This is a genomic window from Pseudomonas sp. NFX71, from assembly GCF_048079215.1.
GTDB classification, from domain to species: domain Bacteria; phylum Pseudomonadota; class Gammaproteobacteria; order Pseudomonadales; family Pseudomonadaceae; genus Aquipseudomonas; species Aquipseudomonas fluorescens_B.
The window spans coordinates 1,702,632-1,726,916 of sequence record NZ_CP182230.1 but is presented as its reverse complement, the minus strand read 5'-3'; the positions used below and the strand labels follow the sequence as shown (position 1 = coordinate 1,726,916).

At 58.7% G+C, this 24,285-nt stretch carries 20 protein-coding genes; 13 read left to right on the top strand and 7 right to left on the bottom strand.

From position 1 onward, the window contains the following. Positions 1-46: 46 nt before the first annotated feature. Positions 47-1,480: a PLP-dependent aminotransferase family protein gene (locus ACM1ZW_RS08010; protein ID WP_017341472.1), complete on the bottom strand. Its 1,434-nt coding sequence runs from the start codon at positions 1,478-1,480 to the stop codon at positions 47-49. Positions 1,481-1,659: 179 nt separating this feature from the next. Here ACM1ZW_RS08010 and ACM1ZW_RS08005 point away from each other — a divergent pair, with 179 nt between their 5' ends. Beyond that, positions 1,660-1,905, top strand: coding sequence for a DUF1127 domain-containing protein (locus ACM1ZW_RS08005; RefSeq protein ID WP_017341471.1), 246 nt, complete (start codon positions 1,660-1,662; stop codon positions 1,903-1,905). Between the two features lie 51 nt (positions 1,906-1,956). On the opposite strand, the gene ACM1ZW_RS08000 is transcribed toward ACM1ZW_RS08005, so the two are convergent. Then, positions 1,957-3,249, bottom strand: coding sequence for an NAD(P)/FAD-dependent oxidoreductase (locus ACM1ZW_RS08000; protein WP_416740388.1), 1,293 nt, complete (start codon positions 3,247-3,249; stop codon positions 1,957-1,959). 147 nt (positions 3,250-3,396) lie between these two features. Here ACM1ZW_RS08000 and ACM1ZW_RS07995 point away from each other — a divergent pair, with 147 nt between their 5' ends. After that, a complete protein-coding gene (locus ACM1ZW_RS07995; RefSeq protein WP_007947437.1) occupies positions 3,397-3,750 on the top strand; it encodes a YkgJ family cysteine cluster protein in 354 nt (117 codons plus the stop codon). A gap of 143 nt (positions 3,751-3,893) precedes the next feature. Here the strand turns inward: ACM1ZW_RS07995 and ACM1ZW_RS07990 are convergent, their stop codons facing one another. Next, positions 3,894-4,382 carry an Lrp/AsnC ligand binding domain-containing protein gene (locus tag ACM1ZW_RS07990; protein ID WP_003177284.1) on the bottom strand — a complete coding sequence of 163 codons (489 nt, stop codon included), beginning with the start codon at positions 4,380-4,382 and terminating at the stop codon, positions 3,894-3,896. Positions 4,383-4,538: 156 nt separating this feature from the next. Between ACM1ZW_RS07990 and dadA the strand changes: the two genes are divergently transcribed. From dadA to ACM1ZW_RS07960, 6 genes are all read left to right on the top strand, one after another. Beyond that, entirely contained in the window at positions 4,539-5,843 is a 1,305-nt protein-coding gene (gene dadA, locus ACM1ZW_RS07985) for a D-amino acid dehydrogenase (RefSeq protein WP_031319174.1), read from the top strand. Continuing rightward, positions 5,815-6,168: a RidA family protein gene (locus ACM1ZW_RS07980; RefSeq protein ID WP_017341468.1), complete on the top strand. Its 354-nt coding sequence runs from the start codon at positions 5,815-5,817 to the stop codon at positions 6,166-6,168. The genes dadA and ACM1ZW_RS07980 overlap by 29 nt, the downstream gene beginning before the upstream one ends. 96 nt (positions 6,169-6,264) lie before the next feature. Beyond that, a complete protein-coding gene (gene alr, locus ACM1ZW_RS07975; RefSeq protein ID WP_414884766.1) occupies positions 6,265-7,338 on the top strand; it encodes an alanine racemase in 1,074 nt (357 codons plus the stop codon). Positions 7,339-7,464: 126 nt separating this feature from the next. Then, the gene (locus ACM1ZW_RS07970) at positions 7,465-8,013 is read left to right on the top strand and encodes a cupin domain-containing protein (protein WP_007947433.1); all 549 of its coding nucleotides are present in this window, start codon (positions 7,465-7,467) and stop codon (positions 8,011-8,013) included. 182 nt (positions 8,014-8,195) lie between these two features. Continuing rightward, complete coding sequence (locus ACM1ZW_RS07965) at positions 8,196-8,609, top strand: c-type cytochrome (RefSeq protein ID WP_017341466.1); 414 nt, start codon at positions 8,196-8,198, stop codon at positions 8,607-8,609. Positions 8,610-8,748: 139 nt separating this feature from the next. After that, on the top strand, positions 8,749-10,671 hold the full coding sequence (locus ACM1ZW_RS07960) for an acetyl-CoA hydrolase/transferase C-terminal domain-containing protein (RefSeq protein ID WP_416740387.1): 1,923 nt from the start codon (positions 8,749-8,751) through the stop codon (positions 10,669-10,671). Between the two features lie 209 nt (positions 10,672-10,880). Here ACM1ZW_RS07960 and ACM1ZW_RS07955 read toward each other — a convergent pair whose 3' ends face one another. Next, on the bottom strand, positions 10,881-11,804 hold the full coding sequence (locus tag ACM1ZW_RS07955) for a hypothetical protein (RefSeq protein ID WP_017341461.1): 924 nt from the start codon (positions 11,802-11,804) through the stop codon (positions 10,881-10,883). A 452-nt stretch (positions 11,805-12,256) separates the two neighbouring features. Here ACM1ZW_RS07955 and ACM1ZW_RS07950 point away from each other — a divergent pair, with 452 nt between their 5' ends. Next, positions 12,257-13,405 carry a hypothetical protein gene (locus tag ACM1ZW_RS07950; protein WP_414877949.1) on the top strand — a complete coding sequence of 383 codons (1,149 nt, stop codon included), beginning with the start codon at positions 12,257-12,259 and terminating at the stop codon, positions 13,403-13,405. Between the two features lie 125 nt (positions 13,406-13,530). On the opposite strand, the gene ACM1ZW_RS07945 is transcribed toward ACM1ZW_RS07950, so the two are convergent. Together ACM1ZW_RS07945 and rep are read right to left on the bottom strand one after the other, a co-directional pair. Then, positions 13,531-14,103, bottom strand: coding sequence for a xanthine phosphoribosyltransferase (locus ACM1ZW_RS07945; protein WP_010465159.1), 573 nt, complete (start codon positions 14,101-14,103; stop codon positions 13,531-13,533). Between the two features lie 70 nt (positions 14,104-14,173). Continuing rightward, positions 14,174-16,183 carry a DNA helicase Rep gene (rep, locus tag ACM1ZW_RS07940; protein ID WP_017341457.1) on the bottom strand — a complete coding sequence of 670 codons (2,010 nt, stop codon included), beginning with the start codon at positions 16,181-16,183 and terminating at the stop codon, positions 14,174-14,176. A gap of 265 nt (positions 16,184-16,448) precedes the next feature. On the opposite strand from rep, the gene ACM1ZW_RS07935 reads away from it, so the two are divergent. Then, a complete protein-coding gene (locus ACM1ZW_RS07935; protein WP_017341456.1) occupies positions 16,449-18,122 on the top strand; it encodes a putative bifunctional diguanylate cyclase/phosphodiesterase in 1,674 nt (557 codons plus the stop codon). A 60-nt stretch (positions 18,123-18,182) separates the two neighbouring features. On the opposite strand, the gene ACM1ZW_RS07930 is transcribed toward ACM1ZW_RS07935, so the two are convergent. After that, a complete protein-coding gene (locus ACM1ZW_RS07930; RefSeq protein ID WP_414877948.1) occupies positions 18,183-19,580 on the bottom strand; it encodes a NorM family multidrug efflux MATE transporter in 1,398 nt (465 codons plus the stop codon). Positions 19,581-19,739: 159 nt separating this feature from the next. On the opposite strand from ACM1ZW_RS07930, the gene ACM1ZW_RS07925 reads away from it, so the two are divergent. The 3 genes from ACM1ZW_RS07925 (at position 19,740) to ACM1ZW_RS07915 (ending at position 24,281) form a co-directional block, all read left to right on the top strand. After that, on the top strand, positions 19,740-20,660 hold the full coding sequence (locus ACM1ZW_RS07925) for a LysR substrate-binding domain-containing protein (protein WP_017341454.1): 921 nt from the start codon (positions 19,740-19,742) through the stop codon (positions 20,658-20,660). Positions 20,661-20,841: 181 nt separating this feature from the next. Further along, positions 20,842-22,818, top strand: a complete 1,977-nt coding sequence (locus ACM1ZW_RS07920) for a methyl-accepting chemotaxis protein (RefSeq protein WP_017341453.1) — start codon at positions 20,842-20,844, stop codon at positions 22,816-22,818. Between the two features lie 248 nt (positions 22,819-23,066). Continuing rightward, a complete protein-coding gene (locus ACM1ZW_RS07915; protein ID WP_416740386.1) occupies positions 23,067-24,281 on the top strand; it encodes an aldose 1-epimerase family protein in 1,215 nt (404 codons plus the stop codon). Positions 24,282-24,285: the final 4 nt, after the last annotated feature.

Sequence of the window (24,285 nt, the reverse complement as noted above, 5' to 3'; positions counted from 1 at the left end):
ATTGGCGGCAGGTGTCCGCATATGGACGCTGGATTCCGGTAAAAAGTCAGTCCGTGAAGCTGTCATTTTCCGCCAGCAGTTTGATCGCCGCAGCGCCGACCTTGCGCACCGCGTCTTCGATCTGTGGTGTTGGCTTGGCAGCGTAGTTCATCCGCAGGCAATTGCGGTACTTGCCCGAGGGCGAAAAGATGCTCCCGACGGCAATCTGTACGCCCTGGTCGTGTAAGGCGCGATTGAGTTTCAGGGTGTCGAAACCATCAGGCAGTTCGACCCAGAGCATGAAACTGCCTTGCGGGCGACTGGCGCGGGTGCCGGCGGGGAAATAGCGGCTGACCCAATCGATCATCATGTCGCGATTGCGCTGGTATTGCGTGCGCATCCGCCGCAAATGCGGTTCGAAGTGACCGGCTTTGAGGAATTCGGCGATGGCAATCTGCGGCTGCGGCGCCGTAGAGCCGGTGCTGATGTATTTCATGTGCAGCACCCGCTCCAGATACCGGCCCGGTGCAACCCAGCCGATGCGCAAACCCGGCGCCAGCGTTTTGGAAAATGAACTACAGAGCAGGACCCGGCCGTCTTCGTCGAAGGATTTGATCGTGCGGGGACGCGGGTAGTTGTAGGCCAGTTCGCCATACACATCGTCCTCGATAATCGCCACGTCGAAACGCTGTGCGAGCGTCAACAACGCACGTTTGCGCGATTCCGGCATGATGTAGCCCAGCGGGTTGTTGCAGTTGGGCGTCAACTGTATGGCCTTGATCGGCCATTGTTCCAGAGCCAGTTCCAACGCATCGAGGCTGATCCCGGTCAGCGGGTCGGTGGGGATTTCCAGGGCCTTCATATTCAGGCCCTTGAGCGTCTGCATCGCGCCGTGAAAGCTGGGTGAGTCCACCGCGACGATGTCACCTGGCTCACAGATAGAGCGAATGCTGGTGGACAGCGCTTCGTGACAGCCAGTGGTGATCACCAGGTCGTTGGCGGTCAGTTGGCATCCGGAATCCAGCATCAGGCGGGCGATCTGTTCGCGCAGTTCGAGGGTGCCGTGAATGTTGTCGTAATACAGACCGGGCATGTCCTGCCGCCGACTGATGCGGGCGAGGTTGCGCAGCAACGGTTTCATGGTCGGGGTGGTGATGTCTGGCATACCGCGGCCCAGTTGCACTACATCCTTGCGCGGTACTGCACGGATCAGTTCCAGCACTTGATCCCATTGCGAAATATCCACCGGGCGCTGGGCGGGGCGACCGATCGCCGGCAACTCCGGCAGTTCACGACTGACCGGAACGAAGTAGCCAGATTTGGGTTTCGGCATCGCCAGGCCGTTGTCTTCCAGCACCCGATAGGCTTGCTGCACCGTGCTCAGGCTGACGCCATGCTCGACGCTCAGCGCCCGCACCGACGGCAGCCGATCACCGGGGCGATAGAAGCCCTGTTCGATACGCGTGCCGAGCAATTCGGCGAGGTTGACGTAAAGGGTCATGGCGCAGTCTCGGTGTGGGTGATTCGCTTAACCAGTACAGATCAGGTAAAAAATCATGATTCAGAGGCTAAAACGCGAAATCTGTATGGAGTTAATACTGACAAGTTGAATCTGTAATGCTTTTCGCCGTCCACGCATCATGAAAGCTCTGGCTACCCAAGTAAACAGGAGCAATCAAAATGAACGGCTTGAGCGATGTGCGGCTGGCGTTACGCAGTCAGGAACTGGCGGCAGGGCAAAAAAACGGTGCGCGGGAAGCGATTATGCGCAACGCACCGTCCGGCCTGAGTCGCTGGGGCCTGTTCTGGCATCGTCTGCACACGCGCAAGGCGTTGCTCGATCTGACGCCGGAGCAATTGAAGGATGTCGGGTTGAGTCGGGAGCAGGCGCGGGAGGAGGGACTTAAGTCTTTCTGGAGGATCTGAAGCCTAAACGCGATCCCCTGTAGGCGCTGCCGAAGGCAGCGCCTACAGGGTTCAGACCAACTCTTTCATCCGGTGCCACAACATCCCCAACGCCAACAGCGGCGAGCGCAAATGCTTCCCGCCGGGGAAGGTGATATGCGGCACCTTGGCAAACAGATCGAACCCACCACCCTGCTGCCCACTGATCGCCTCGGCCAGCAACTTGCCTGCCAGGTGCGTGGCATTCACCCCGTGACCTGAATAAGCCTGGGCGTAATACACATTCGGCTGACCCTTGAGCCGGCCGATCTGCGGCAGGCGGTTGGCGCCGATACCGATCATCCCGCCCCATTGATAATCGATTTTCACCCCACCCAGTTGCGGAAAAACCTCCAGCATCTTCGGCCGCATGTACGCGGCGATGTCCTTCGGGTCGCGACCTGAGTAGTGGCAGGCGCCACCAAAGAGCAAGCGTCGATCCGCCGAGAGCCGGTAGTAATCGAGCGCCACCCGCTGATCGCAGACCGCCATGTTCTGCGGCAGCAGTTCGTGCGCCTGTTCTTCGCTCAAGGGTTCGGTGGCGATGATGTAGCTGCCGGCGGGCAATACCTTGCCACTGAGTTCGGGGTTGAGCTGGTTAAGGTAGGCATTACAGCCCAGCACCAGCGTCTTCGCGCGAACCGAACCTCGAGCCGTATGGGCCTTCACCTCCGGGCCGTAATCGATGCGGGTTACCGCCGATTGTTCGAACAACTTCGCGCCCAATTCCTGCGCGGCGGCAGCTTCGCCCAAGGCCAGGTTGAGAGGGTGCAGATGCCCGGAGCCCATGTCGATCAGGCCACCAACGTAGCGGTCGGAACCCACCACCGAGTGCATTTCATGGGCTTGCAGCAAACGGGTTTCGTAGCGGTAGCCGAGGCTGCGCAGTTCTTCGGCGTCTTCGGCGAAACCTTCCAGGTCGCGAGGCTTGTTGGCGAGATCGCAGTAACCCCATGTCAGGTCGCAAGGGATCTGAAAACGCTCGACCCGCTGTCGGACGATTTCCACCGCTTCCAGGCCCATGAGTTTCATCTGACGCACACCGTCCGCGCCGATCACGTTGGTGAATTGATCGAGCCCATGACCGACGCCACGAATCAGCTGCCCTCCGTTGCGGCCGCTGGCGCCCCAGCCAATCTTTTGCGCTTCGAGTAGCACCACGCTGAGGCCGCGTTCTGCCAGCTCAAGCGCGGTGTTCAGCCCGGAAAACCCACCACCGATCACGCACACATCGGCCACCAAATCCTCCGTAAGCACCGGGTAATCGGGCTGTGGCAGGCTGCTGGCGGCGTAATAGGAAGCAATGTGCTGGGCGCGGGCATTCATGCGCGTCATCCTGAGTCTTGTGTCTAGAAAATTTGACGGAGCATAAGCCGGACCTTCTGGCGCGGGCAACACTGGTCGGTTGTGGCTGTCTGGATCGACACTTTTGCTGCAGAATCCCGCTCTATTCCGCTTTGGACTACCGTTTCGATGAGCTGCAACAGTCAGAAAATCCGCACCTTGCGCCAGCAGATCCCCTCGTTCGAGTGCGTGCCCGGCTGCCATGACTGCTGTGGGCCGGTGACCACATCACCCGAAGAAATGTCCCGCCTGCCGCGCAAGACCCGCGCCGAGCAGGATGCGGCGATGGATGAGCTGAACTGTGTGCACCTTGGGCCGAACGGCTGCACGGTGTATGACGAGCGGCCGCTGATTTGTCGGTTGTTTGGCACCACCAAGACGCTGCCGTGCCCGAATGGGCGGGGGCCGGTTGAGTTGATTCATCCGCGGGTGGAGAAGCAGATTCATGAGTACATGGCTTCTACCCGGCAGGTGCTCGTCTGAAGGAAGACCGAGTCGCCTGTAATCGCTAGCAGGCCAGCTCCCACAATGGTTCTGTGTCGTACACAGAATGTGTGTCCACTGAAGTCCACCTGTGGGAGCAGCTGGCCTGCTAGCGATGAGGTCTGAACAGACACCACAAAGGCTCAATCCGGAATCGGCAAACTCAAACTTTCTTTAACTTCTTCCATCACGATATAGCTCTTGGATTCCCGCACATGCGGCAGCTTGAGCAGAATGTCGCCCAGCAGCTTGCGGTACGAGGCCATCTCGGAAATCCGCGCCTTCACCAGGTAGTCGAAATCCCCTGACACCAAATGGCATTCCAGCACGTGGGGCAGTTTCAGCACCGCACGTCGGAACTCTTCGAAAGTATCGCCGGATTTGTAGTCGAGGCTGATCTCGACGAACACCAGCAGACTACCCTTGAGGTGCTGCGGATTCAGCCGGGCGTTGTAGCCCATGATGATGCCTTCGCGCTCCAGGCGCCGAACCCGTTCGGTGCAGGGTGTGGTCGAGAGCCCGACCTTTTCCCCAAGCTCTGTGAAGGAAATGCGCCCGTCGGCTTGCAGGATCCGCAGGATGTTGCGGTCGATCTTGTCCAGCTCACGTTTGGTCTGAGTGTTGGTACGCATAGGGGATGCGCCTCCGTGAAAAGCGTTTTTGCCGAGAATTGTCGCCAAATATAGGTGCTTATATAGTGAAAAGCACTGGCTAATCTTTTTTAAACTGCCCACATCTACGGTCTGAACTACAAACGTCAGCGGCACGCCGCGATGAGGGATATGAAAATGCGCGTTATGGTCTTGGGTAGCGGCGTCATCGGTACCACCAGTGCTTATTATCTGGCGCGTGCCGGGTTCGAAGTGGTGGTGGTGGACCGTCAGCCGGCTGCGGCCATGGAGACCAGTTTCGCCAACGCCGGGCAGGTATCGCCGGGTTATGCCTCGCCGTGGGCCGCGCCGGGTGTGCCGCTCAAGGCCATCAAGTGGCTGCTGCAGCGTCACGCACCGCTGGCGATCAAGGCCACCGCCGACATCGACCAGTACCTGTGGATGGCGCAGATGCTGCGCAACTGCACCGCCAGCCGTTACGCGGTGAACAAGGAGCGCATGGTCCGCCTGTCCGAGTACAGCCGTGACTGCCTCGACGAATTGCGCGCCGAAACCGGCATTGCCTACGAAGGCCGAAGCCTCGGTACGACTCAATTGTTCCGCACCCAGGCTCAGCTCGACGGCGCCGCGAAAGACATCGCCGTACTCAAAGAGTCCGGCGTGCCGTTCGAACTGCTCGACCGTGCCGGTATTGCCCGCGTTGAACCGGCCCTGGCCAGCGTCACCGACATTCTCGCCGGTGCCCTGCGCCTGCCGAACGACCAGACTGGCGATTGCCAGATGTTCACCACCAAACTCGCAGAGATGTGTACGAACCTTGGTGTGGAATTCCGCTTCGGCCAAGACATTCAGAAGCTCGACTTCGCCGGTGATCGCATCAACGGTGTATGGATCGACGGCAAGCTGGAAACCGCTGACCGTTATGTATTGGCACTCGGCAGCTACTCGCCGCAACTGCTCAAGCCGCTGGGCATCCGCGCCCCGGTGTATCCGCTCAAGGGTTACTCGCTGACCGTGCCGATCACCAATCCGGCGATGGCCCCGACTTCGACTATCCTCGATGAGACCTACAAGGTCGCGATCACCCGTTTCGATAACCGTATCCGTGTCGGCGGCATGGCTGAAATAGCCGGTTTTGACCTGTCGTTGAACCCGCGTCGGCGCGAAACCCTGGAGATGATCGTCAACGACCTTTATCCTCAGGGCGGTGATCTGGCCCAGGCGAGTTTCTGGACCGGTCTGCGTCCGACCACCCCGGACGGTACGCCAATTGTTGGCGCAACGCCGTTCAGCAACCTGTTCCTGAACACCGGGCACGGTACGCTCGGCTGGACCATGGCGTGCGGTTCCGGCCGTTTGCTGGCCGACCTGATGGCGAAGAAAACGCCACAGATCAGCGCCGAAGGCCTCGATATTTCCCGTTATGGCAGCAAACTCCAGGAGTCCGCAAAACATGGCAATCCAGCGCCAGCTCACCAATGAGCGCATGAGTCAGATCGTCGCTCACAACGGTACGGTGTATCTGGCCGGGCAGGTCGGCGATGACATGAACGCCGGGATTGAACAACAGACTCGCGAAGCCCTCGCCAATATCGAGCGATTGCTCGATCTGGCGGGTACCGATAAGCACCATTTGCTGTCGGTAACGATTTACCTGAAAGATATCGATGCGCACTTCGAGGGCATGAATACGGTGTGGGACAAGTGGCTGCCAAAAGGCGTCGCCCCGGCCCGTGCAACGGTTGAGTCGAAGCTGTGCGAACCGGAAATCCTGGTAGAGCTGTCGGTTGTAGCCGCTCTGCCATAAGCCTGTCAGAAAGATCCCTCTCCCGGTGCTGTGGGCGGTTAACGCCGTCAGCCAGCGCCGGTTTTTATTTCCACGACCGCCTAGAAGCCTGCCGCCATGCGTCCAGCCCGTGCCCTGATCGACCTTCAAGCCCTGCGTCACAACTACCAAATCGCCCGAGAACTCACAGGGGCCAAGGCCCTCGCGGTGATCAAGGCCGATGCCTACGGCCATGGCGCAGTGCGTTGCGCCCAGGCGCTGGAGGGCGAGGCGGACGGGTTTGCCGTGGCGTGCATCGAAGAGGCTCTGGAACTGCGGGCCGCAGGCATTCGGGCGCCGGTGTTGTTGCTGGAAGGTTTTTTCGAAGCCGATGAACTGGCGCTGATCGTCGAGCATGATTTCTGGTGTGTGGTGCATTCGTTGTGGCAGCTCGAAGCCATCGAGAAAGCCGCGCTGAGCAAGCCGATCACGGTGTGGCTCAAGCTTGACTCGGGCATGCACCGGGTCGGCCTGCATCCGAAGGATTACCAGGCGGGTTATCAACGTCTGCTGGCGAGCGGCAAGGTCGCGAAGATCGTGCTGATGAGTCACTTCGCCCGTGCCGATGAGCTGCACAGTCAGGCCAGTGCCGAGCAAGTGGCCGTATTTGAAGCGGCGCGTCAGGGTTTGTCCGCCGAGATCAGCCTGCGTAACTCTCCGGCGGTGCTCGGTTGGCCGCAGATTCCAAGCGACTGGGTACGCCCGGGCATCATGCTCTACGGCGCCACGCCGTTTGAAGAAGCCAACGCGGTAGCCTCCCGCCTGCAACCGGTGATGACCCTGGAATCGAAGGTGATTTGCGTGCGTGAGCTGCCGGCTGGGGAGCCGATCGGTTACGGCGCAAAATTCATCACGCAAAAACCGATGCGTGTGGGCGTGGTGGCCATGGGGTATGCCGATGGTTATCCGCGTCACGCGCCAACCGGTACACCGGTGATGGTTGCCGGTCAGCGCAGCCAGTTGATCGGCCGGGTGTCGATGGACATGCTCTGCGTGGATTTGACCGATGTGCCGCAAGCCGGCCTCGGCTCGACCGTCGAGTTGTGGGGCAAAAATGTGCTCGCCAGCACGGTTGCGGAAGCGGCTGACACGATTCCTTACCAGATCTTTTGCAACCTGCGCCGGGTACCGCTGCTCTATTCCGGGGCTTAAGCCCAAACACTGCGCACCGGAAGTCGCCTCGCCGCACGGGATTCAGGCCAAAGTGTTGTAAATACTGAACGCTGTCGCCATGATAACGCTCAATATTCCTACAACCTGAATCCTGGAGGCGCAAGCTTGGACGTCGGTGAACGACTGCAATCCATCCGTAAGCTCAAAGGTCTTTCGCAGCGTGAACTCGCTAAACGCGCGGGCGTCACCAACAGCACCATTTCGATGATCGAGAAGAACAGCGTCAGTCCCTCGATCAGTTCGCTGCGCAAGGTTCTGGGCGGGATTCCCATGTCCATGGTCGAGTTCTTTTCCGAAGAGATCCTGCAGGAAAAACCGACTCAGATCGTCTACAAGGCCAACGAGCTGATCGATATTTCCGATGGTGCCGTGACCATGAAACTGGTCGGCCGGGCGCACCCGAGCCGCGCCATCGCCTTCCTCAATGAAATCTACCCGCCAGGCGCCGATACCGGTGACGAGATGCTCACCCATGAGGGCGAGGAAACCGGGATTCTGGTGGAAGGACGGCTGGAACTGGTGGTCGGGCTGGAAACTTTTGTGCTTGAAGCAGGCGATAGCTACTACTTTGAAAGTACCAAGCCACATCGCTTCCGTAATCCGTTCGATGCGCCGGCGCGGCTAATCAGCGCAGCCACGCCGGCGAATTTCTAAGAGAAGAGGCGTCCTGCCCGCACGGCAGCGACACCCAAAGGGTTTTTCCGCGGCGCAACAAGACCCCTTCGACTTTGGGGTTGTTTCAGTGCGGCGGGCTTACCGCTATACTTGCGCCCGCCTGCGAACCGTGGCCGTAGGCGTGACTAGCCACCATTGAGGGTGAACGCGTGAATCTAATTATGAAAATGCTGGCTGCACCAGCAACCGTATTGGCCCTATGGGCTGTCAGCGCTCAAGCTGCGACCAGCGACGATATTGCCAAACGCCTTGAGCCAGTCGGCCAGGTTTGCGTTCAGGGTAAAGAGTGCAAGGGGATGGAAGTGGCTGCCTCTGCTGGCGGAGGCGGCGGTGCCAAGGCACCTAAAGACGTGATTGCCAAGCATTGCAATGCTTGCCACGGTACTGGCCTGCTGGGCGCGCCGAAAATTGGCGACAAAGCGGCCTGGAAAGAGCGCGCCGATCACCAGGGCGGCCTCGACGGCATCCTGGCCAAAGCTATCACCGGTATCAATTCGATGCCGCCTAAAGGCACCTGCGCCGACTGCACCGACGACGAGCTGAAAGGCGCAATCAAAGAGATGTCCGGCCTGTAATACGCCTGCATCTTTCGCGAAAAAGCCGCTTTCGAGCGGCTTTTTTGTGCCTGCGATTTGCCGCACGAGGCTGTTCATTGCAGCAAAGACACGGCACGATCGGTCCAACCCCAACTCACGGAATGTAAGGGAGGATCAGATGGTGCAGTTGTGTTCTATCGAACAGGCGGTCGATGATGTGTTGGCACGGTTGCCGGCGCACATCCACATGGGCCTGCCCCTCGGCCTGGGCAAACCCAACCACTTCGTCAACGCGCTGTATCAACGCGTGGCGCAACTGCCCGAGCGGCAGCTGACGATCTACACCGCGCTGTGCCTGGGCCGTCCTTCCTTGGGCGACGGTTTGCAAAAGCGCTTCCTTGAACCCTTCATCGAACGGGTGTTTGGTGACTATCCGGAACTGGATTTCCTCGCGGGCCTGCACAAGGACAACCTGCCGCCCAACATCCACGTTCATCAATTTTTCATGCAGCCCGGCAGCCTGCTGCATAGCGCATCCGCTCAGCAGGATTACGTCAGCAGCAACTACAGCCACGCCGCGCGGGACATCAATGCCGCCGGTTTGAACCTGGTCGCGCAACTGGTGGCCAGTCACAGCGAGCATCCCGATCGCCTCAGCCTGAGCTGTAACCCGGACATCACCCTCGACCTGTTCCCGATGATCGAGAAACGCCGGGCAGCGGGGGAGACGATCCTGCTCGTGGGCCAGGCGCACAACGACTTGCCGTACATGCCCGGTGATGCGGAAATCGGTATCGATGCCTTCGACCTGCTGATCGATGAGAAGGACACCACCACGCTTTTCTCGACGCCGAACATGCCGGTGGGTTTCCAGGATCACTTCATCGGCCTGCACGCCAGCACGCTGGTGCGCGATGGCGGCACTTTGCAGATCGGCATCGGTGCCATGGGCGACGCGCTGACAGCTGCGTTGCTGGCGCGACAGGCTGACAACGAGGGTTACAAAGCGCTGCTGGCGGACGTGAATCTCAGCCAGTGGGCGCAGTTGATCGACCGTGAAGGCGGAATCGAGCCCTTCGCCAAGGGCCTTTACGGTTGCAGCGAAATGTTCGTCAACGGCTTGCTGGTGCTGGCCGATGCCGGGATCGTGCGGCGCAAGGTCTACCCGGACGTGCCCACTCAGCAACAGGCCAATGCCGGCACCCTGGACGAGGCTGCGCAGATCGACGGCATTTCGGTGCACGGCGGATTTTTCCTCGGGCCACGCAGTTTCTATGAGCGCCTTCGTGAGTTGCCGCAAAGCAAGCGGCTCGAATTCAACATGACCCGCATCAGCTACATCAACGAGCTTTACGGTCAGGAAGAACTCAAACGCTTGCAACGCCTGGATGCGCGATTCATCAACACCGTGTTTACCATGACGTTGCTTGGCGCCGGTGTGGCCGATCAGCTCGAAGACGGGCGGGTACTCAGCGGCGTCGGCGGGCAGTACAACTTTGTCGCCCAGGGCCATGCGCTGGAGGGCGCGCGCTCCATTCTGTTGCTGCGAAGCTGGCGCGAGGCAGGCGGGGAGGTCAGTTCCAACATCGTCTGGCAGTACGGCCATTGCACGATCCCGCGGCATCTGCGCGACATCGTCGTCACCGAATACGGCATCGCCGATTTGCGCGGCAAGACCGATGCGGCGGTGATCGAGGCGTTGCTCAACATCAGCGATTCACGCTTCCAGTCGGGGTTGATCGAACAGGCGCAGGACGTAGGTAAATTGCCGAAAAATTTCCGCATTGATCCGCGTTTTGCCGACAACAGGCCAGAGCGTCTACAGGCGATTCAGGCGCGGCATCCGCAGTTGTTTCCGGAGTATCCGCTGGGGTGTGATTTCACTGGGGAGGAGCGGGACTTGTTGCGGGCGCTCAACTGGCTGAAGAGCAAGTTCAAGCTGACGGAGATTCTGGAGTTGGGCAAGGCCGCTCTGGATGCGCCAGAGCCTGAATCGTTTCCCGAGCATCTGGAGCGGATGCAACTGACCAACCCGGAGGGGTTGAAAGAGGATTTGTTCCAGCGCCTGCTGCTCACCGGCCTGAAGGCCACCGCGCCATAACACGCAACGCAAAACCAACTGTGGGAGCCAGCCTGCTGGCGATGGCTGTCTGTCGGTCATGAAGATTTTGACTGACACGACGCCATCGCCAGCAGGGGAAATGCGGTGTGGCAGATTACTTGATGAAGGTCACGACGCCGCCGGCCACATTTTTGAGACAGGAGGAATAGAACAGGTATTTTTACTTTCGTGGGATACCACTTAATTAGCTAGTGTATTGGGCTTACGTTCACAGATGGACTAAGGAAGTCTATGTGATAACCGGAAGACCCATCACCAATAGCTAAGTGAACTCCACTGATGCCTTCATTCATTTGTGAGTTTGTTTTGTAATCGATATTCGATGAGATAGCCTCGTTTACCCCGATGGCAAACTCCGTCAGCTTAAGTCCTCGAGCACCAGCCGCAAGATCTAAAAGCTTTATTTGCTCTTCATTTTTTATTTTTAGTGAGATGATGGTGTTGTCTTTAATTGATAACACTGCACCTTCTTTCGAAATTCGATTGCTCAGCCAATTAAGTGAAGTTTTTAGGCCCTCTGGTAGGGTCGGGTTAGGTTTTCTGAGCACTGTCAATATACCCGCGATTTTTAATGTTCCGGTAAAAGAAAATGGGCAGGGCTCTTGTGGGTTCATGTGTGCGTAATGAACTTCGAAAAATTCTGCTACGGACTGAACAAAATCGTGAGACACGTCTTCGGCAAGTAGTGCGTAAGGCTGGGCGTGCGGAAAAATGGAGACCTGCGCGTCGGCGTCGTTACCAGAAAGAAAAAAGAAATCATGTGAATTGAGCATGTTTAACACAGATCGCTGTGTGCATAAGGCATGTTCAAAATTGCTACTCAGCAAAAGCTTAAGGCTATAAAGCGCAGTAGCTACAGTGGGTTCGAACACTTGAGTTGCGCAGAAAACGCTTCTTTTGCTTTCTGTATTTTTTGCTAGGTCAAACGTCATTTTTGCGGCGTCATTGCTAAAAGAAAAAACAATACTGTTTCTTGGTAGTTTCTTTAGCTCAAAAATATTGGCTGTGTTGAATCCTTGCAACGCACACTCTCTGAGGAAGTCATTTGAGTCCGAAATAATTAATAATTCTTCACGGCCGAAGAGTGTCGATATCATATTCGTTGGTGACATAAAATTCTCCTGGTTTTTCCAATGCGCGGAAAGAACACTTACCGCGCATTGGTATCATTTACTCAGTGTGAGCCCAGGCCAACGGTGCCCACCCAAAATTATCCGGGCCAGAAGTGATCCGGTTAAGCTTTTCTTTGACGACTTTTTCATTTTTCATATGATCATCCTTTTTCAATTTTTAGTTTGCTCCCCGAGCTGCTTGGGAGTGGACTAATTAATACAGGATTTTTTGGGTGCGTTAAGTGTCTTGCTAGGCATTTTTTAGAATATATTCATCTGTCACGACTCTCGGAGGATGTGATGCGGTTATTTGTGTGGGGCGCATCTGTAGTCTTATTCTGAAAGTTTGATATTTTAATTTTTTATGTTGTTGTGGGTGAGTTTGTGTAGTTAGCTTTATTTATGGGCTTCGTTTTCTGGCTCGATATTAACTGTAGATAGAGGATTATATAGTGCGCGCATCAAAGAAATATCTGTCAGATACGTCTGTCCATCAGGCCTTATTGCTCGTTGATCTAACCGAAACAAACAATCCCAATCACGCCGTCCGGCTGCTGCTGCATGAAGTCCTGGAAGGACTCGCTGAAAAAGGCTGGCCTAAAGCACAGTTACAGACTGGGCCGCGTATTGTGTCTGCTGAAGAAAATTACGGTTTGCTCGGCTATGATCCGACAGAAGTCACGCTCGGGAGTGAACACACCCGTTGGGTCGATGAGTGCTCGCTGTTGCGAACGCAAACCACCAGTCAGATTCCGGCAGCGCTTCAGCGAGCGGCGCAAGTGCGGCAACCGGGGCAGACTATTTTGCTGGCCGCACCGGGTATTACTTTCCGTCGCGATAGTCGGGATCGTTGGCATTGCGCAGAACCGCATCAAATGGATATTTGGGTGCTGGGTGATCCGGATATGTCGACGCATGAACATCTGTTGCGCCTGGTCAGCGATATTCTCAAGTCCGCCGTTCCCGATAAACCTTGGGTCTACAGCAATAGTCCGCATCACTACACGGAGGGCGGAATTGAAGTAAATGTGTTGAATGACTGTGCTCCAGTTGAAGTGTTGGAGTGCGGTCGTATTGCGAGATCTTTGTTGGAGCGCTTGAAAATAGACCCGCTGCGTCATGGGGGGCTGGCGCTGGGGATGGGGCTGGATCGCCTGACAATGCTGCGCAAGGGCATCCCGGATATTCGCTTGCTACGCGATCAGAACGTGCGAGTGCAGGCGCAGATGCATGATCTGAAGCCATGGACGGCAGTATCGCGTTTGCCGTCGATTGCTCGTGACATCTCGTTGGCGGTTACGCCGGGGTTAAGCGAAGAGGTGCTGACCGAGAGGATGTTGCAGGCGGCTGGTGACTGCTCTGACTGGATCGAGGAGATGCAGGTCAAGGGACGCTGGGCGTTCTCGGATTTACCCGCACAAGCAATCAAGCGCCTAGGGCTGCTACCGGGCCAGGAGAATGTACTCCTGCGAGTGGTGCTGCGTGATTGTTCGCGATCAATCACTACCGCTGAGGCGAATGCCTTGTATGCGGACATTCAGGCAGCGATGCATGAAGGGGCGCCGGGGGCGGGTTATCGAATGGATCTTCCAAAGGCTTGAAATCTAATTGCCCGAGTAACCACTCAATCGCCGCGGGAGCGAGCCTGCTAGCCAACATTGCTGTTGGGCTTTATGGCCTCATCGCGAGCAAGCTCGCTCCCACAGGGGAAATGCGGTGTAGCGGGTTATTCGATGAAGGTCACGACACCGCCCGCCAGCGACTGAACGCGAGCCAGCGACTCAACCCGATAACCCTGCGCATCCAGTTCCGCACGCCCACCCTGGAACGACTTCTCAATCACGATCCCCAAGCCCGCCACGGTCGCGCCGGCCTGTTTGATGATCGAGATCAGCGCCTGGGACGCCTTACCGTTGGCCAGGAAGTCATCGATGATCAACACGCGATCGCTGCTGGTCAGGTGGCGCGGGGAGATCGCCACTGTGCTTTCGGTCTGCTTGGTGAACGAGTAAACGGTCGCCGACAGCAGGTTTTCGGTCAGTGTCAGGGACTGATGCTTGCGGGCGAAAATCACCGGTACGCCCAGGTTCAGGCCGGTCATGATCGCCGGGGCAATGCCCGAAGCTTCGATGGTGACGATCTTGGTGATGCCCGAGTCCTTGAACAGCGCAGCGAACTCGTCGCCGATCAGCTTCATCAGCGCCGGGTCGATCTGGTGGTTCAAAAAGGCGTCGACCTTCAGGACCTGATCGGAAAGCACGATGCCTTGTTCGCGAATTTTCTGGTGCAGTGCTTCCATGAAGCGTTCCTCTACTGGCGCTGTGTGCGCCTAGCTTGTCAAAAAGTGTTTGGTTGAAAAGTGCTCAATTCTAGCGCTTTAACATCGCCCGTATATCCGCCAATGCGGTATTGCCGCGAACGGCTTTGACTTCAACCGGCGTGTCATCGGTGCCTTCCCAAGCCAGGTCGTCCGGCGGCAATTCATCAAGGAAACGGCTCGGTGCGCAGTCGATGATTTCGCCGTATTGCTTGCGCTTGGCGGCGAAGGTGAAGGCCAGCGTCTGGCGCGCGCGGGTAATGCCAACGTAGGCCAGCCGACGTTCTTCTTCGATGGTGTCGGCTTCGATGCTGGAGCGGTGCGGGAGGATTTCCTCTTCCATGCCCATGATGAACACGTAAGGGAATTCCAGACCCTTGGAGGCATGCAAGGTCATCATCTGCACGCCTTCGGCGCCGTCTTCCTCTTCCTGCTGACGTTCCAGCATGTCGCGCAGGACGAGTTTGCCGATGGCGTCTTCGACGGTCATCTCGCCTTCTTCGTCTTTCTCCAGGGTGTTTTTCAACGCCTCGATCAGGAACCAGACGTTACCCATGCGGTAGTCGGCGGCCTTGTCGCTGGAGCTGTTGGTGCGCAGCCAGTTCTCGTAGTCGATGTCCATGACCATGCTGCGCAGCGCCGAGATCGGGTCTTCGCCGGCGCACTGCTCGCGGACCTTGTCCATGAAACGCTTGAAGCGCGACAGGCGATCGGTGAAACGCGTGTCCAGATGCTCGCCCAGGCCGATTTCGTCGGTGGCGGCGTACATCGAGATTTTTCTTTCGGTGGCGTAGTTGCCGAGCTTTTCCAGGGTGGTCGAACCGATCTCCCGGCGTGGGACGTTGATCACCCGCAGGAAGGCGTTGTCGTCATCCGGGTTCACGATCAGGCGGAAGTAGGCCATCAGGTCTTTCACTTCCTGACGTCCGAAAAAGCTGTTGCCGCCCGACAACCGATACGGAATCTGGTGATGCTGCAGCTTCAGCTCGATCAGCTTGGCCTGGTAGTTACCGCGATACAGAATCGCGAAATCGCTGTAGGGCCGGTCGGTACGCAAGTGCAGGGTCAGCAGCTCCACGGCCACGCGCTCGGCTTCGGCGTCTTCGTTGCGGCAGCGGATCACGCGGATCTCGTCGCCGTGGCCCATCTCGCTCCACAACTGCTTTTCGAATTCGTGCGGGTTGTTCGAGATCAGCACGTTGGCGCAACGCAGGATGCGGCTGGTGGAGCGGTAGTTCTGCTCCAGCATCACCACTTTCAGGGACGGGTAATCGTCCTTGAGCAGCATCAGGTTTTCCGGGCGGGCGCCGCGCCAGGCATAGATCGACTGGTCGTCGTCGCCCACCACGGTGAACTGGTTGCGCGTGCCGATCAGCAATTTCACCAGCAAATACTGGCTGGCGTTGGTGTCCTGGTATTCGTCCACCAGCAGGTAGCGAACCTTGTTTTGCCACTTTTCGAGGATGTCGGCGTGTTCCTGGAACAGTTTCACCGGCAGCAGGATCAGGTCGTCGAAGTCCACCGCGTTGAACGCCTTGAGCGTGCGCTGATAGTGGGTGTAGACGATGGCGGCGGTCTGCTCCTTGGGGTTGCGTGCGTTTTCCAGGGCTTCGGCCGGCAGGATCAGGTCGTTTTTCCACGAGCCGATCATGTTCTTGATCTCGTCGACGCCGTCGTCGCCCGCGTATTCCTTCTGCATGATGTCGGTCATCAGGGCTTTGACGTCGGTCTCGTCGAAAATCGAGAAGCCCGGTTTGTAGCCCAGCCGCACGTGTTCCTTGCGGATGATGTTCAGGCCCAGGTTATGGAAGGTGCACACGGTCAGGCCACGGCCTTCGCCGCCCTTGAGCAGGGTGCCGACCCGTTCCTTCATTTCGCGCGCGGCCTTGTTGGTAAAGGTCATGGCGACGATGTACTGGGCGCGGATGCCACAGTTCTGGATCAAGTGCGCGATCTTGCGCGTGATCACGCTGGTCTTGCCGGAGCCCGCGCCGGCGAGCACCAAAAGAGGGCCGCCGACGTAGCTCACGGCTTCTTGCTGCCGGGGATTGAGTCGGGACATACGTAAATTCAGGAGTCAGTCACGAAATGGGCCGGCATTTTAACAGGCTCAGCGAATTGTGCTGCTCTCTCCGACTTGTGACGCAACACGCTATCTATATTTGCCGGTTTTGTTACTTTCACGCAGGATGCGCGGTGAATTTGCGTCTAATGTTCGTAATTCCGGATACAAAGGTATCGTTTGATAACTGATGTCATTTGGTCATTGGTTATCGGCACGGCATAATGCCCGCCGCCTACATCATTGCAGAGTCTAGGGAGCTAGCTTGTCTACGCCTGTCGAACCCTTGCGTTTGCTGCTACTGGCCGAAGAGCCAGCGTGGGCAGCGTTGTTGCGCGAGTGTCTGGCTCCGATGGGGAGCTCGGCCGTGCTCATCAGCGCTCCAAGCTGGGAATCGGTCAGCACTCTGTTCGATGACAACCGCAGCGCGGTGTTGTTGACGATCCCGGCCCTTCAGCCGGCGCCGGGCCGTTGCAATTTGCCGACGGTGTTGCTGCTCGAGCACGAGCCGCTGTTGCCGCCCGATGGCGTGAGCGACTGGTTGGTGCGCGAGCATCTCGACCCCGGCATGCTGCGCCGTTGTCTGCGCCATGTGCGCGAGCGCGGCGTGCTGGAAAACACCCTGCAGCGCCTCGCCGAACAGGACCCGCTGACCGGCATCGCCAACCGCCAGGGTTTCCAGACCCTGCTGGCCGCGCGACTGGCAGAAAACGAAGGCCGCGGCCTGGCCTTAGGTCACCTCGACCTCGACAACTTCCGCCACGCCAACGACGCCCTCGGCCATCAGGCTGGCGACCGGTTGATTCTGCAAGTGGTCGCGCGGCTGAAAAGCCAGCTCGAGGCGAGCGATCAACTGGCGCGGCTGGGCAGCGATGAGTTCGCCCTGCTGATCGACACCCGCCGCGCGCCGCAACGCGCCGAGTGGATGGCCGAACGAATCACCGAGGCACTGGCAGAGCCCTATTGGGTCGACGGCGAAAGCCTGTTGATCGGTTCCAGTCTGGGCATCGCCCACGCCCGCGCCCAGGCCGGCGCCGATCCGTTGATGTGGCACGCGCACATCGCCATGCAGCAGGCCAAGAGCACTCAAGGCTGCACCTTTCACATCTTCAACGAACGCATCAATCGCAATGCCCGCAGCATGGCCGACCTCGAAAGCGAGCTGCGTCGGGCGTTGCGTCGCGATGAGCTGGAACTGCATTACCAGCCACGCTTGAACCTCGAAGACGGCCAGATTGTCGGCCTCGAAGCCCTGGTGCGCTGGCGTCACGCTGAACGTGGCTTGCTGCCGCCGAGCGAATTCGTGCCTCTGGCCGAGCAAAGCGGTTTGATCGTGCCGCTCGGTTACTGGGTGATTTCCCGCGCGCTGCGCGACATGCAGGCGCTGCGCGAGCTGGGTCTGCCGGCGTTGCACATGGCGATCAATCTGTCGTTCCGGCAGTTTCAGGACAGCCAGTTGCTTTCGACCCTGAGCCGGCTGATTGCCGAGCGCGGTGTCGAGGCGCAATGGCTGGAATTCGAACTGACCGAAACGGCGGTCATGCGTCGCAGCGATCTGGTGAAGCAGACCATGGATGCCCTCGGGCGTCTGGGCGTGCGGTTCTCGCTCGACGACTTTGGCACCGGCTTCTCGTCGTTCGTGCACCTCAACAGCCTGCCGATTGCCTTGCTGAAGGTCGACAAGAGTTTTGTCGGTGGGATGGAGGGGCGCGAAGAGAATCGCAAACTGGTCCACGCCATGATCAATCTGGCGCACAACCTCAATCTTGAAGTGGTTGCCGAGGGCGTGGAAACGCCGGAGCAGCTGGACCTGTTGCGCGGGTTTGGCTGTGATCAGGTGCAAGGGTATCTGATCAGCAAGCCGTTGCCGTTGGCGGAGCTGGTGGATTACTTGAGTTTCGGCAGCAATCAGCAGCCGGCGCTGGAAGGCGTGGTTTAACACGCAGCTTTTGTGGCGAGGGAGCAAGCGCCCTCGCGACAAAAGCTCCCACAGGGGATTTCAGTCAGGTTGAGCCATCCGGAAACCTTCCTGAGGTGTTGGCTCCCGCCGAATCATCCGCTTCATCTTCCACTCAAACGCCAGCGTCAGGCTCACCGCCGCGCACGCCAGGCCCAGCGCCAATCCCCACCAGACGCCCGTCGGTCCCCAGTTCAAATGGAAGGCCATCCACCAGGCGGCAGGCGCGCCAATCAACCAATAGCAACCCAGCCCGACCAGGAACGTGGTCTTGGCGTCCTTGAGCCCACGTATGCAGCCCATGGCGATGGTTTGCGTACCGTCAAACAGCTCGAACCACGCCGCCACCGCCAGCAGGCTCACAGCCAGTTCGATGACGGGACGGAAGGCCGGATCGTTGTGGTCCAGGAACAGGCCAATCAACTGATTGGGTAGCAGCCAGAAGACCATCGCGAAGCCGAGCATTGCGGCCGCGCCAAACGCGATCCCGACCCGTCCGGCCAGTCGCGCATCCAACAGCTGCCCGGCGCCGTAATGCTGGCCGATGCGCATGGTGATCGCATAGGAAAGCCCCGCCGGAATCATGAACGCCACCGAGACGATCTGCAGCGCGATTTGATGCGCGCCCAGTTGCGTACTGCCCATGGTGCCCATGCACAGCGCCGCGAAGGCAAACAGCCCGACTTCCACCGCGTAAGTGCCACCAATCGGCAGGCCGAGACGCCACAGCTCTTTCAAGTACTGCCGGTTTGGCCGCGAAAGACCCTGGCGCAAGGGATACGCGTCGTACGCCGGGTGCCGCCGAATATGCAGCGCCAACGCCACGGCCATCAGGTTGGCCACAATCGCCGTGACCAGACCTATGCCCACCAGGCCCATTTTCGGCAGGCCGAACATCCCGGTGATCAACGCATAATTGAGCACGAAGTTGGCCACCGTGCCGCCGAGGCTGATGACCATCACCGGCGTCGCCCGGCCGATAGCGCTGGTGAAACCGCGCAGGGCCATGAAACTCAGGTAGCCGGGCAGGGCGAACGGCAGGATCAACAGGAATTGCCCGGCTGCCTGAACGTTGGTTTCAGTCTGGCCGAACATCAGCAGCACCGGTTTGAGATTCCACAGCAGCAAACCGGCGACCAACGCCATCAACCACGCCAGCCACAGGCCGGCCTGGGTCAGTCGCGCCGCCCCGACGATATCGCCCGCGCCCTGACGGATCGCCACCAGGGTGCCGACCGCCGCGATCACGCCGATGCAAAAAATCGACACAAACGAATACGTCGCCGCGCCGAGTCCGCCGCCAGCCAGTGCTTCGGGGCTCAGCCGCGCCATCATCAAGGTGTCAGTGAGGACCATCAACATATGCGCCAACTGCGAGGCAATCAACGGCCCCGCCAGCCGCAGGATGGCCCAGAGTTCAATACGCGCTGGATGCTGCATGGTCATCACGCTCGACGCTCAAAGAGAACAGGGAAAGCGTCGATTCTCGGCGCTCTGCGGGGTTTGCACAAAGGGATAAAAAGGATGGATGGCATGATTAAAACTCATCCTGCGGAGATTCTGATAAGTTGACGCCATTGCGCTATAGGAGCTTTCCGCATGTCCCGTCGTCTTCCTCCCTTGTATGCCCTTCGTGCATTCGAAGCGGCGGCGCGGCATAGCTCGTTTACCCGTGCGGCCGAAGAGTTGTCGATTACGCAGAGTGCGGTCAGTCGACACATTCGTACGCTCGAAGAGCACTTTGCCTGTCGGCTGTTTCACCGCAGCGGTCGCAATCTGCAACTGACCGAGTCGGCGCGGCTGATCCTGCCGGGCATCCGCGAAGGCTTCACGGCACTCGAACGCGCCTGCAATACCTTGCGCGCCGAAGATGACATCCTGCGCATGAAAGCCCCATCCACCCTGACCATGCGCTGGCTGCTGGCGCGGCTCAGCCGTTTCCGCCATCTGCAACCGGGCAACGAGGTGCAACTGACCAGCGCCTGGATGGACGTCGACTCGGTGGACTTCAACCACGAGCCGTTCGACTGTGCCGTGATCCTCAGCAACGGGCATTTTCCACCGGACTGGGAGGCGAGTTTCCTGTTCCCCGAGGAGCTGATTCCGGTGGGCGCGCCGAATCTTCTGAAAGATCAACCCTGGGATGTCGAACGCCTGGCCAATGCCGAACTGCTGCACCCGACGCCTGACCGGCGTGACTGGCGCAACTGGCTGGAGCGCATGGGGCTGACCGAACAGGTGTCGCTCAAGGGCGGGCAGGTGTTCGATACGCTTGAGCTGGGGATGATTGCCGCCGCCCGGGGTTATGGCGTGTCGATGGGCGATCTTTTGATGGTGGCCGAGGATGTGGCGCAGGGTCGTCTGAGTTTGCCGTGGCCGACTGCCGTCGCCAGCGGTGAGCATTATTACCTCGTCTGGCCGAAAACACGTCCCGGAGGTGAACGTTTGCGCCGTCTCAGCGATTTCCTCCAAGGCGAAGCCCAGGCGATGAAACTGCCGGATGTCGAGCACCTGAGCTGAATCGTTAGAGCCGGCGAGATAGAGGCTTTGAGCCATATCCTCGCTTATTACTCAAGTATTCAGGTTTGCCGCCGAAAATCTGCAGATGGAACCTTCGTGCAGGTTCGATGCAATTCCCATTATTAGAAAATTTGCCGAGCAGCCGATCAATGACGATCCGGTCACTTGGCCAGGAGCTGTCATGTCTCAACCTCGTGCCCGGATTGCCTCACAGCTTGGTCTTGCGCTCGCCGTTATTCTGGCGATTGTCATCAGCGGCAGCACCGTGTTTGCCTTGCGCTCGCTGGACTCTGCCAACCTCGCTACCCGCGAAGAGCACCTGGCCAGCGAAGCCCGCTTGCTGGCCGACCAGCTGAGTACGTTTCACGGTACGTTGCGTGAAAGTACCCAGCGCCTGGCCGGCCTGTTCGAGAAGCGCTTCAGCGCAGGCCTGAGCGTGCACCCGGACGAGCCGGTGGCCGTGGCGGGCACGCAGACCCCGGGCCTGCACCTGGGCAGCGAAGTGCTGAATAACAACTTCAAGGAAGTAGACGAGTTCAAGCAAATGACCGCGGGCGTTGCGACCGTGTTCGTGCGCAGCGGTGATGAATTCATTCGAGTCAGTACGAACGTCACTAAACAGGACGGCAGCCGCGCCATCGGCACCTTGCTCGATCACGCGAACCCGGCTTATGCACGTTTGCTGGCGGGGCAGAATTATGTAGGTCGGGCGTTGCTGTTCGAACGCTTCTACATGTCGCAGTACACCCCCGTGCGCGACAGCAGCGGTAAGGTCATTGCCGTGTTGTACGTAGGATTCGATTACACCGACGCTCAGAACGCGCAGTTCGCCAACCTCACACGCTTCCGCATCGGGCAGACCGGCTCTTTGGCGCTGCTCGATGAGCAGAACAAATGGCTGGTGCCAATCGCGGGTGTGCAAGCACCGGAGCAAGCGGTCAAGTCGATCAACAGCCTGGCCAAGACGCCGGGTAAAGGTGAGTTCTGGAGCGACACGTCCGAAGACTTCTACAGCATTGCCGTGCCCTTTGAAGGCGGGCCGTGGTCGGTCGTGGCGAGCATGCCGAAAAGTGAAATCCGTGCTGTGACCTGGGCCGTGGGCATTCAATTGGCGATTGGCAGTCTGCTGGCGATGTTGATCGCCGTGGGCTCGGCTGTCTGGTTGCTGCGCAGTAAGCTCGCACCGCTGGGTGATCTGGTGCGTCAGGCCGAAGCCTTGGGCGCCGGTGATCTGAGCGTGCGCTTGAACGTGTCGAGCAACGACGAAATCGGTCAACTGGCCCGCGCCTTCAACCAGATGAGCCAGGCGCTGTCGACAATGGTCGAGCACATCCGCAAGGCCTCGCAAGAGGTCAACAGTCGTGCCCAGGCGCTGTCGGGTCTGTCGGGTGGCGCTTATGAAGGCATGGAACAGCAGTCGGGCGAAATCACCAGCATGGCCGGCGCCGTGGAAGAATTCAGCGCCACCTCGCTGAACATCGCCGACAACATGGGCAGCACTCAACGTCTGGCTCAGGAAAACGCACAACAAACCCAGATTGGGCGTACATCGATGGATGAAGCGTCCTCGTCCCTGGAGCAAATTGCCGGCGCACTGAACAGCACCGCCACGGTGATCAACACCCTGGGTCAGCGCTCTCAGGAAATCGGCGGGATTGTCGGGGTGATCACTTCGATTGCCGAGCAAACCAACTTGCTGGCGCTCAACGCCGCCATCGAAGCGGCGCGTGCCGGTGAACAGGGGCGTGGATTTGCGGTGGTGGCTGACGAGGTGCGCAACCTGGCATCGCGTACTCGCCAGGCCACCGATGAGATTTCCGGGATGATCCAAAGCATCCAGCAGGAAACCGGCAACGCTATCAGCACCATGGAACAGGGCAATGTGCTGATGCAGGAAGGCCTGTCGCGCAACGCCAACGTCGCGTCGGCCCTGGCGCGAATCGATGAGCAAAGTCGCTCGGCTGGCCAGCAGTTCGCGGCGATCACCACGGCGACCCAGGAGCAGAGCAGCACCGCGACATTGCTCAGCAGCAACCTGCAAAGCATTGCGTTGGCGAACAGTGAGCAGCGGGAAGTGGTGTCGAACCTGGCGGTGACTGCCAAGGAACTGGAGAAGCTGGCGGCTGATTTGCGCCAAGAGGTTGACCGGTTTCGTTGAGGTGCCTTTGAAATAGCTATCGCGAGCAGGCTCCCACAGTTGACCTCAGGTGTTCACAAATGCTGTGTTCACCTGCAACCTAATGTGTGGGCTTGCTCGCGAAAGGATCGACCCCCTTTTCGATTTGCCGCACATTCGCGAATCATTTATCTCCAAGCGGTCTTCTTGGCTTTGTCTGCACTTTTTAACTTGATGAAACGTTTCAGCAAGTCTATAAAAATGGCACAACTCCAATAAAGGCTCCCGCCATGACTCCGCTCAAACTCATCGTCGCCCTCAGTGCGTTCTCTGCCGCGTCCCATGCGATGGCCTGGGATTACGTCCTTCTCGACACCGACAAGGCTGCCCAGAACTGGCAAATCACCAGCCAGCAACTCGGGGTGAAAACCGACAAACCCTTTTCCGTCACCCTGCGAACTCTGCACGGTGGGCGGCAGGAGGGGGTCAGCATTGTCGACATCGATAACGGCACGATGAAGCTTTCAGTGGTGCCGACCCGCGGGATGAACGTCCTGCAGGCCTCGGTCGGTAATGTGCGCATGGGCTGGGATTCGCCGGTCAAGGAAGTGGTCAATCCATCCTTCATCGAACTCAACGGTCGTGGTGGATTGGGCTGGCTGGAAGGCTTCAACGAGCTGGTCACCCGCTGCGGCTACGAGTGGGTCGGCCACCCCGGCATGGACAACGGCGAATTACTGACCCTGCATGGTCGCGCTGCCAACATCCCGGCCAGTAAAGTCACCCTGCACATTGACGAAAAACCGCCGTACGCCATCAGCCTGCGCGGCGAGTTGAAAGAGCAGGCGTTCAAGAAAGTCGACTTCTCTGTCGCGACCGAACTGGTCACCGAACCTGGCAGTGCGAGCTTCAGCCTCAATGACACCCTGACCAACAACGGCGACTACCCGAAGGAATACCAGGCGCTGTACCACAGTAACTTCAGCACCCCGTTTCTCGAGCAGGGCGCCCGCTTCGCCGCGCCGGTGAAACAAGTGTCGCCGTTCAACGACAAAGCGAAAGCGGAACTGCCGGACTGGCAGACCTATCGCGCGCCAACCAAGGATTACGACGAGACGGTGTACAACGTCGTGCCGTATGCCGACGCCAAGGGCGATACGCTGACGGTACTGCATAACAAGGCGGGCAGCCTGGGCGTTTCGGTCGGTTTCAACACACAAACGCTGCCCGTGTTTTCCCTGTGGAAAAACACCGATACCCAAGGCCAGGGCTACGTCACCGGGCTGGAGCCGGGGACAAGTTTTTCCTACAACCGTCGGTATCAGCGGCCACTCGGTTTAGTGCCGACAATTGCGCCAAACGAACACAGGCAATTCCGGATCAACTACAGCTTGCTGGCGGACAAGAGCGCTGTGGATAACGCGCTGAAGCGTGTCACAGAGATTCAGGGTGGTCGGGAGACTGAGGTGAGGCAGGCGCCGTTAGTGGATCTCACCAAAGAGTAGAGCT

Excerpts from the sequence above, each read along its gene's own strand:
- ACM1ZW_RS08010 (WP_017341472.1), bottom strand. The coding sequence starts at position 1,480 with ATGACCCTTTACGTCAACCTCGCCGAATTGCTCGGCACGCGTATCGAA.
- ACM1ZW_RS08005 (WP_017341471.1), top strand. The coding sequence starts at position 1,660 with ATGAACGGCTTGAGCGATGTGCGGCTGGCGTTACGCAGTCAGGAACTG.
- ACM1ZW_RS08000 (WP_416740388.1), bottom strand. The coding sequence starts at position 3,249 with ATGAATGCCCGCGCCCAGCACATTGCTTCCTATTACGCCGCCAGCAGC.
- ACM1ZW_RS07995 (WP_007947437.1), top strand. The coding sequence starts at position 3,397 with ATGAGCTGCAACAGTCAGAAAATCCGCACCTTGCGCCAGCAGATCCCC.
- ACM1ZW_RS07990 (WP_003177284.1), bottom strand. The coding sequence starts at position 4,382 with ATGCGTACCAACACTCAGACCAAACGTGAGCTGGACAAGATCGACCGC.
- dadA (WP_031319174.1), top strand. The coding sequence starts at position 4,539 with ATGCGCGTTATGGTCTTGGGTAGCGGCGTCATCGGTACCACCAGTGCT.
- ACM1ZW_RS07980 (WP_017341468.1), top strand. The coding sequence starts at position 5,815 with ATGGCAATCCAGCGCCAGCTCACCAATGAGCGCATGAGTCAGATCGTC.
- alr (WP_414884766.1), top strand. The coding sequence starts at position 6,265 with ATGCGTCCAGCCCGTGCCCTGATCGACCTTCAAGCCCTGCGTCACAAC.
- ACM1ZW_RS07965 (WP_017341466.1), top strand. The coding sequence starts at position 8,196 with ATGAAAATGCTGGCTGCACCAGCAACCGTATTGGCCCTATGGGCTGTC.
- ACM1ZW_RS07960 (WP_416740387.1), top strand. The coding sequence starts at position 8,749 with ATGGTGCAGTTGTGTTCTATCGAACAGGCGGTCGATGATGTGTTGGCA.
- ACM1ZW_RS07955 (WP_017341461.1), bottom strand. The coding sequence starts at position 11,804 with ATGTCACCAACGAATATGATATCGACACTCTTCGGCCGTGAAGAATTA.
- ACM1ZW_RS07945 (WP_010465159.1), bottom strand. The coding sequence starts at position 14,103 with ATGGAAGCACTGCACCAGAAAATTCGCGAACAAGGCATCGTGCTTTCC.
- rep (WP_017341457.1), bottom strand. The coding sequence starts at position 16,183 with ATGTCCCGACTCAATCCCCGGCAGCAAGAAGCCGTGAGCTACGTCGGC.
- ACM1ZW_RS07930 (WP_414877948.1), bottom strand. The coding sequence starts at position 19,580 with ATGCAGCATCCAGCGCGTATTGAACTCTGGGCCATCCTGCGGCTGGCG.
- ACM1ZW_RS07925 (WP_017341454.1), top strand. The coding sequence starts at position 19,740 with ATGTCCCGTCGTCTTCCTCCCTTGTATGCCCTTCGTGCATTCGAAGCG.
- ACM1ZW_RS07920 (WP_017341453.1), top strand. The coding sequence starts at position 20,842 with ATGTCTCAACCTCGTGCCCGGATTGCCTCACAGCTTGGTCTTGCGCTC.
- ACM1ZW_RS07915 (WP_416740386.1), top strand. The coding sequence starts at position 23,067 with ATGACTCCGCTCAAACTCATCGTCGCCCTCAGTGCGTTCTCTGCCGCG.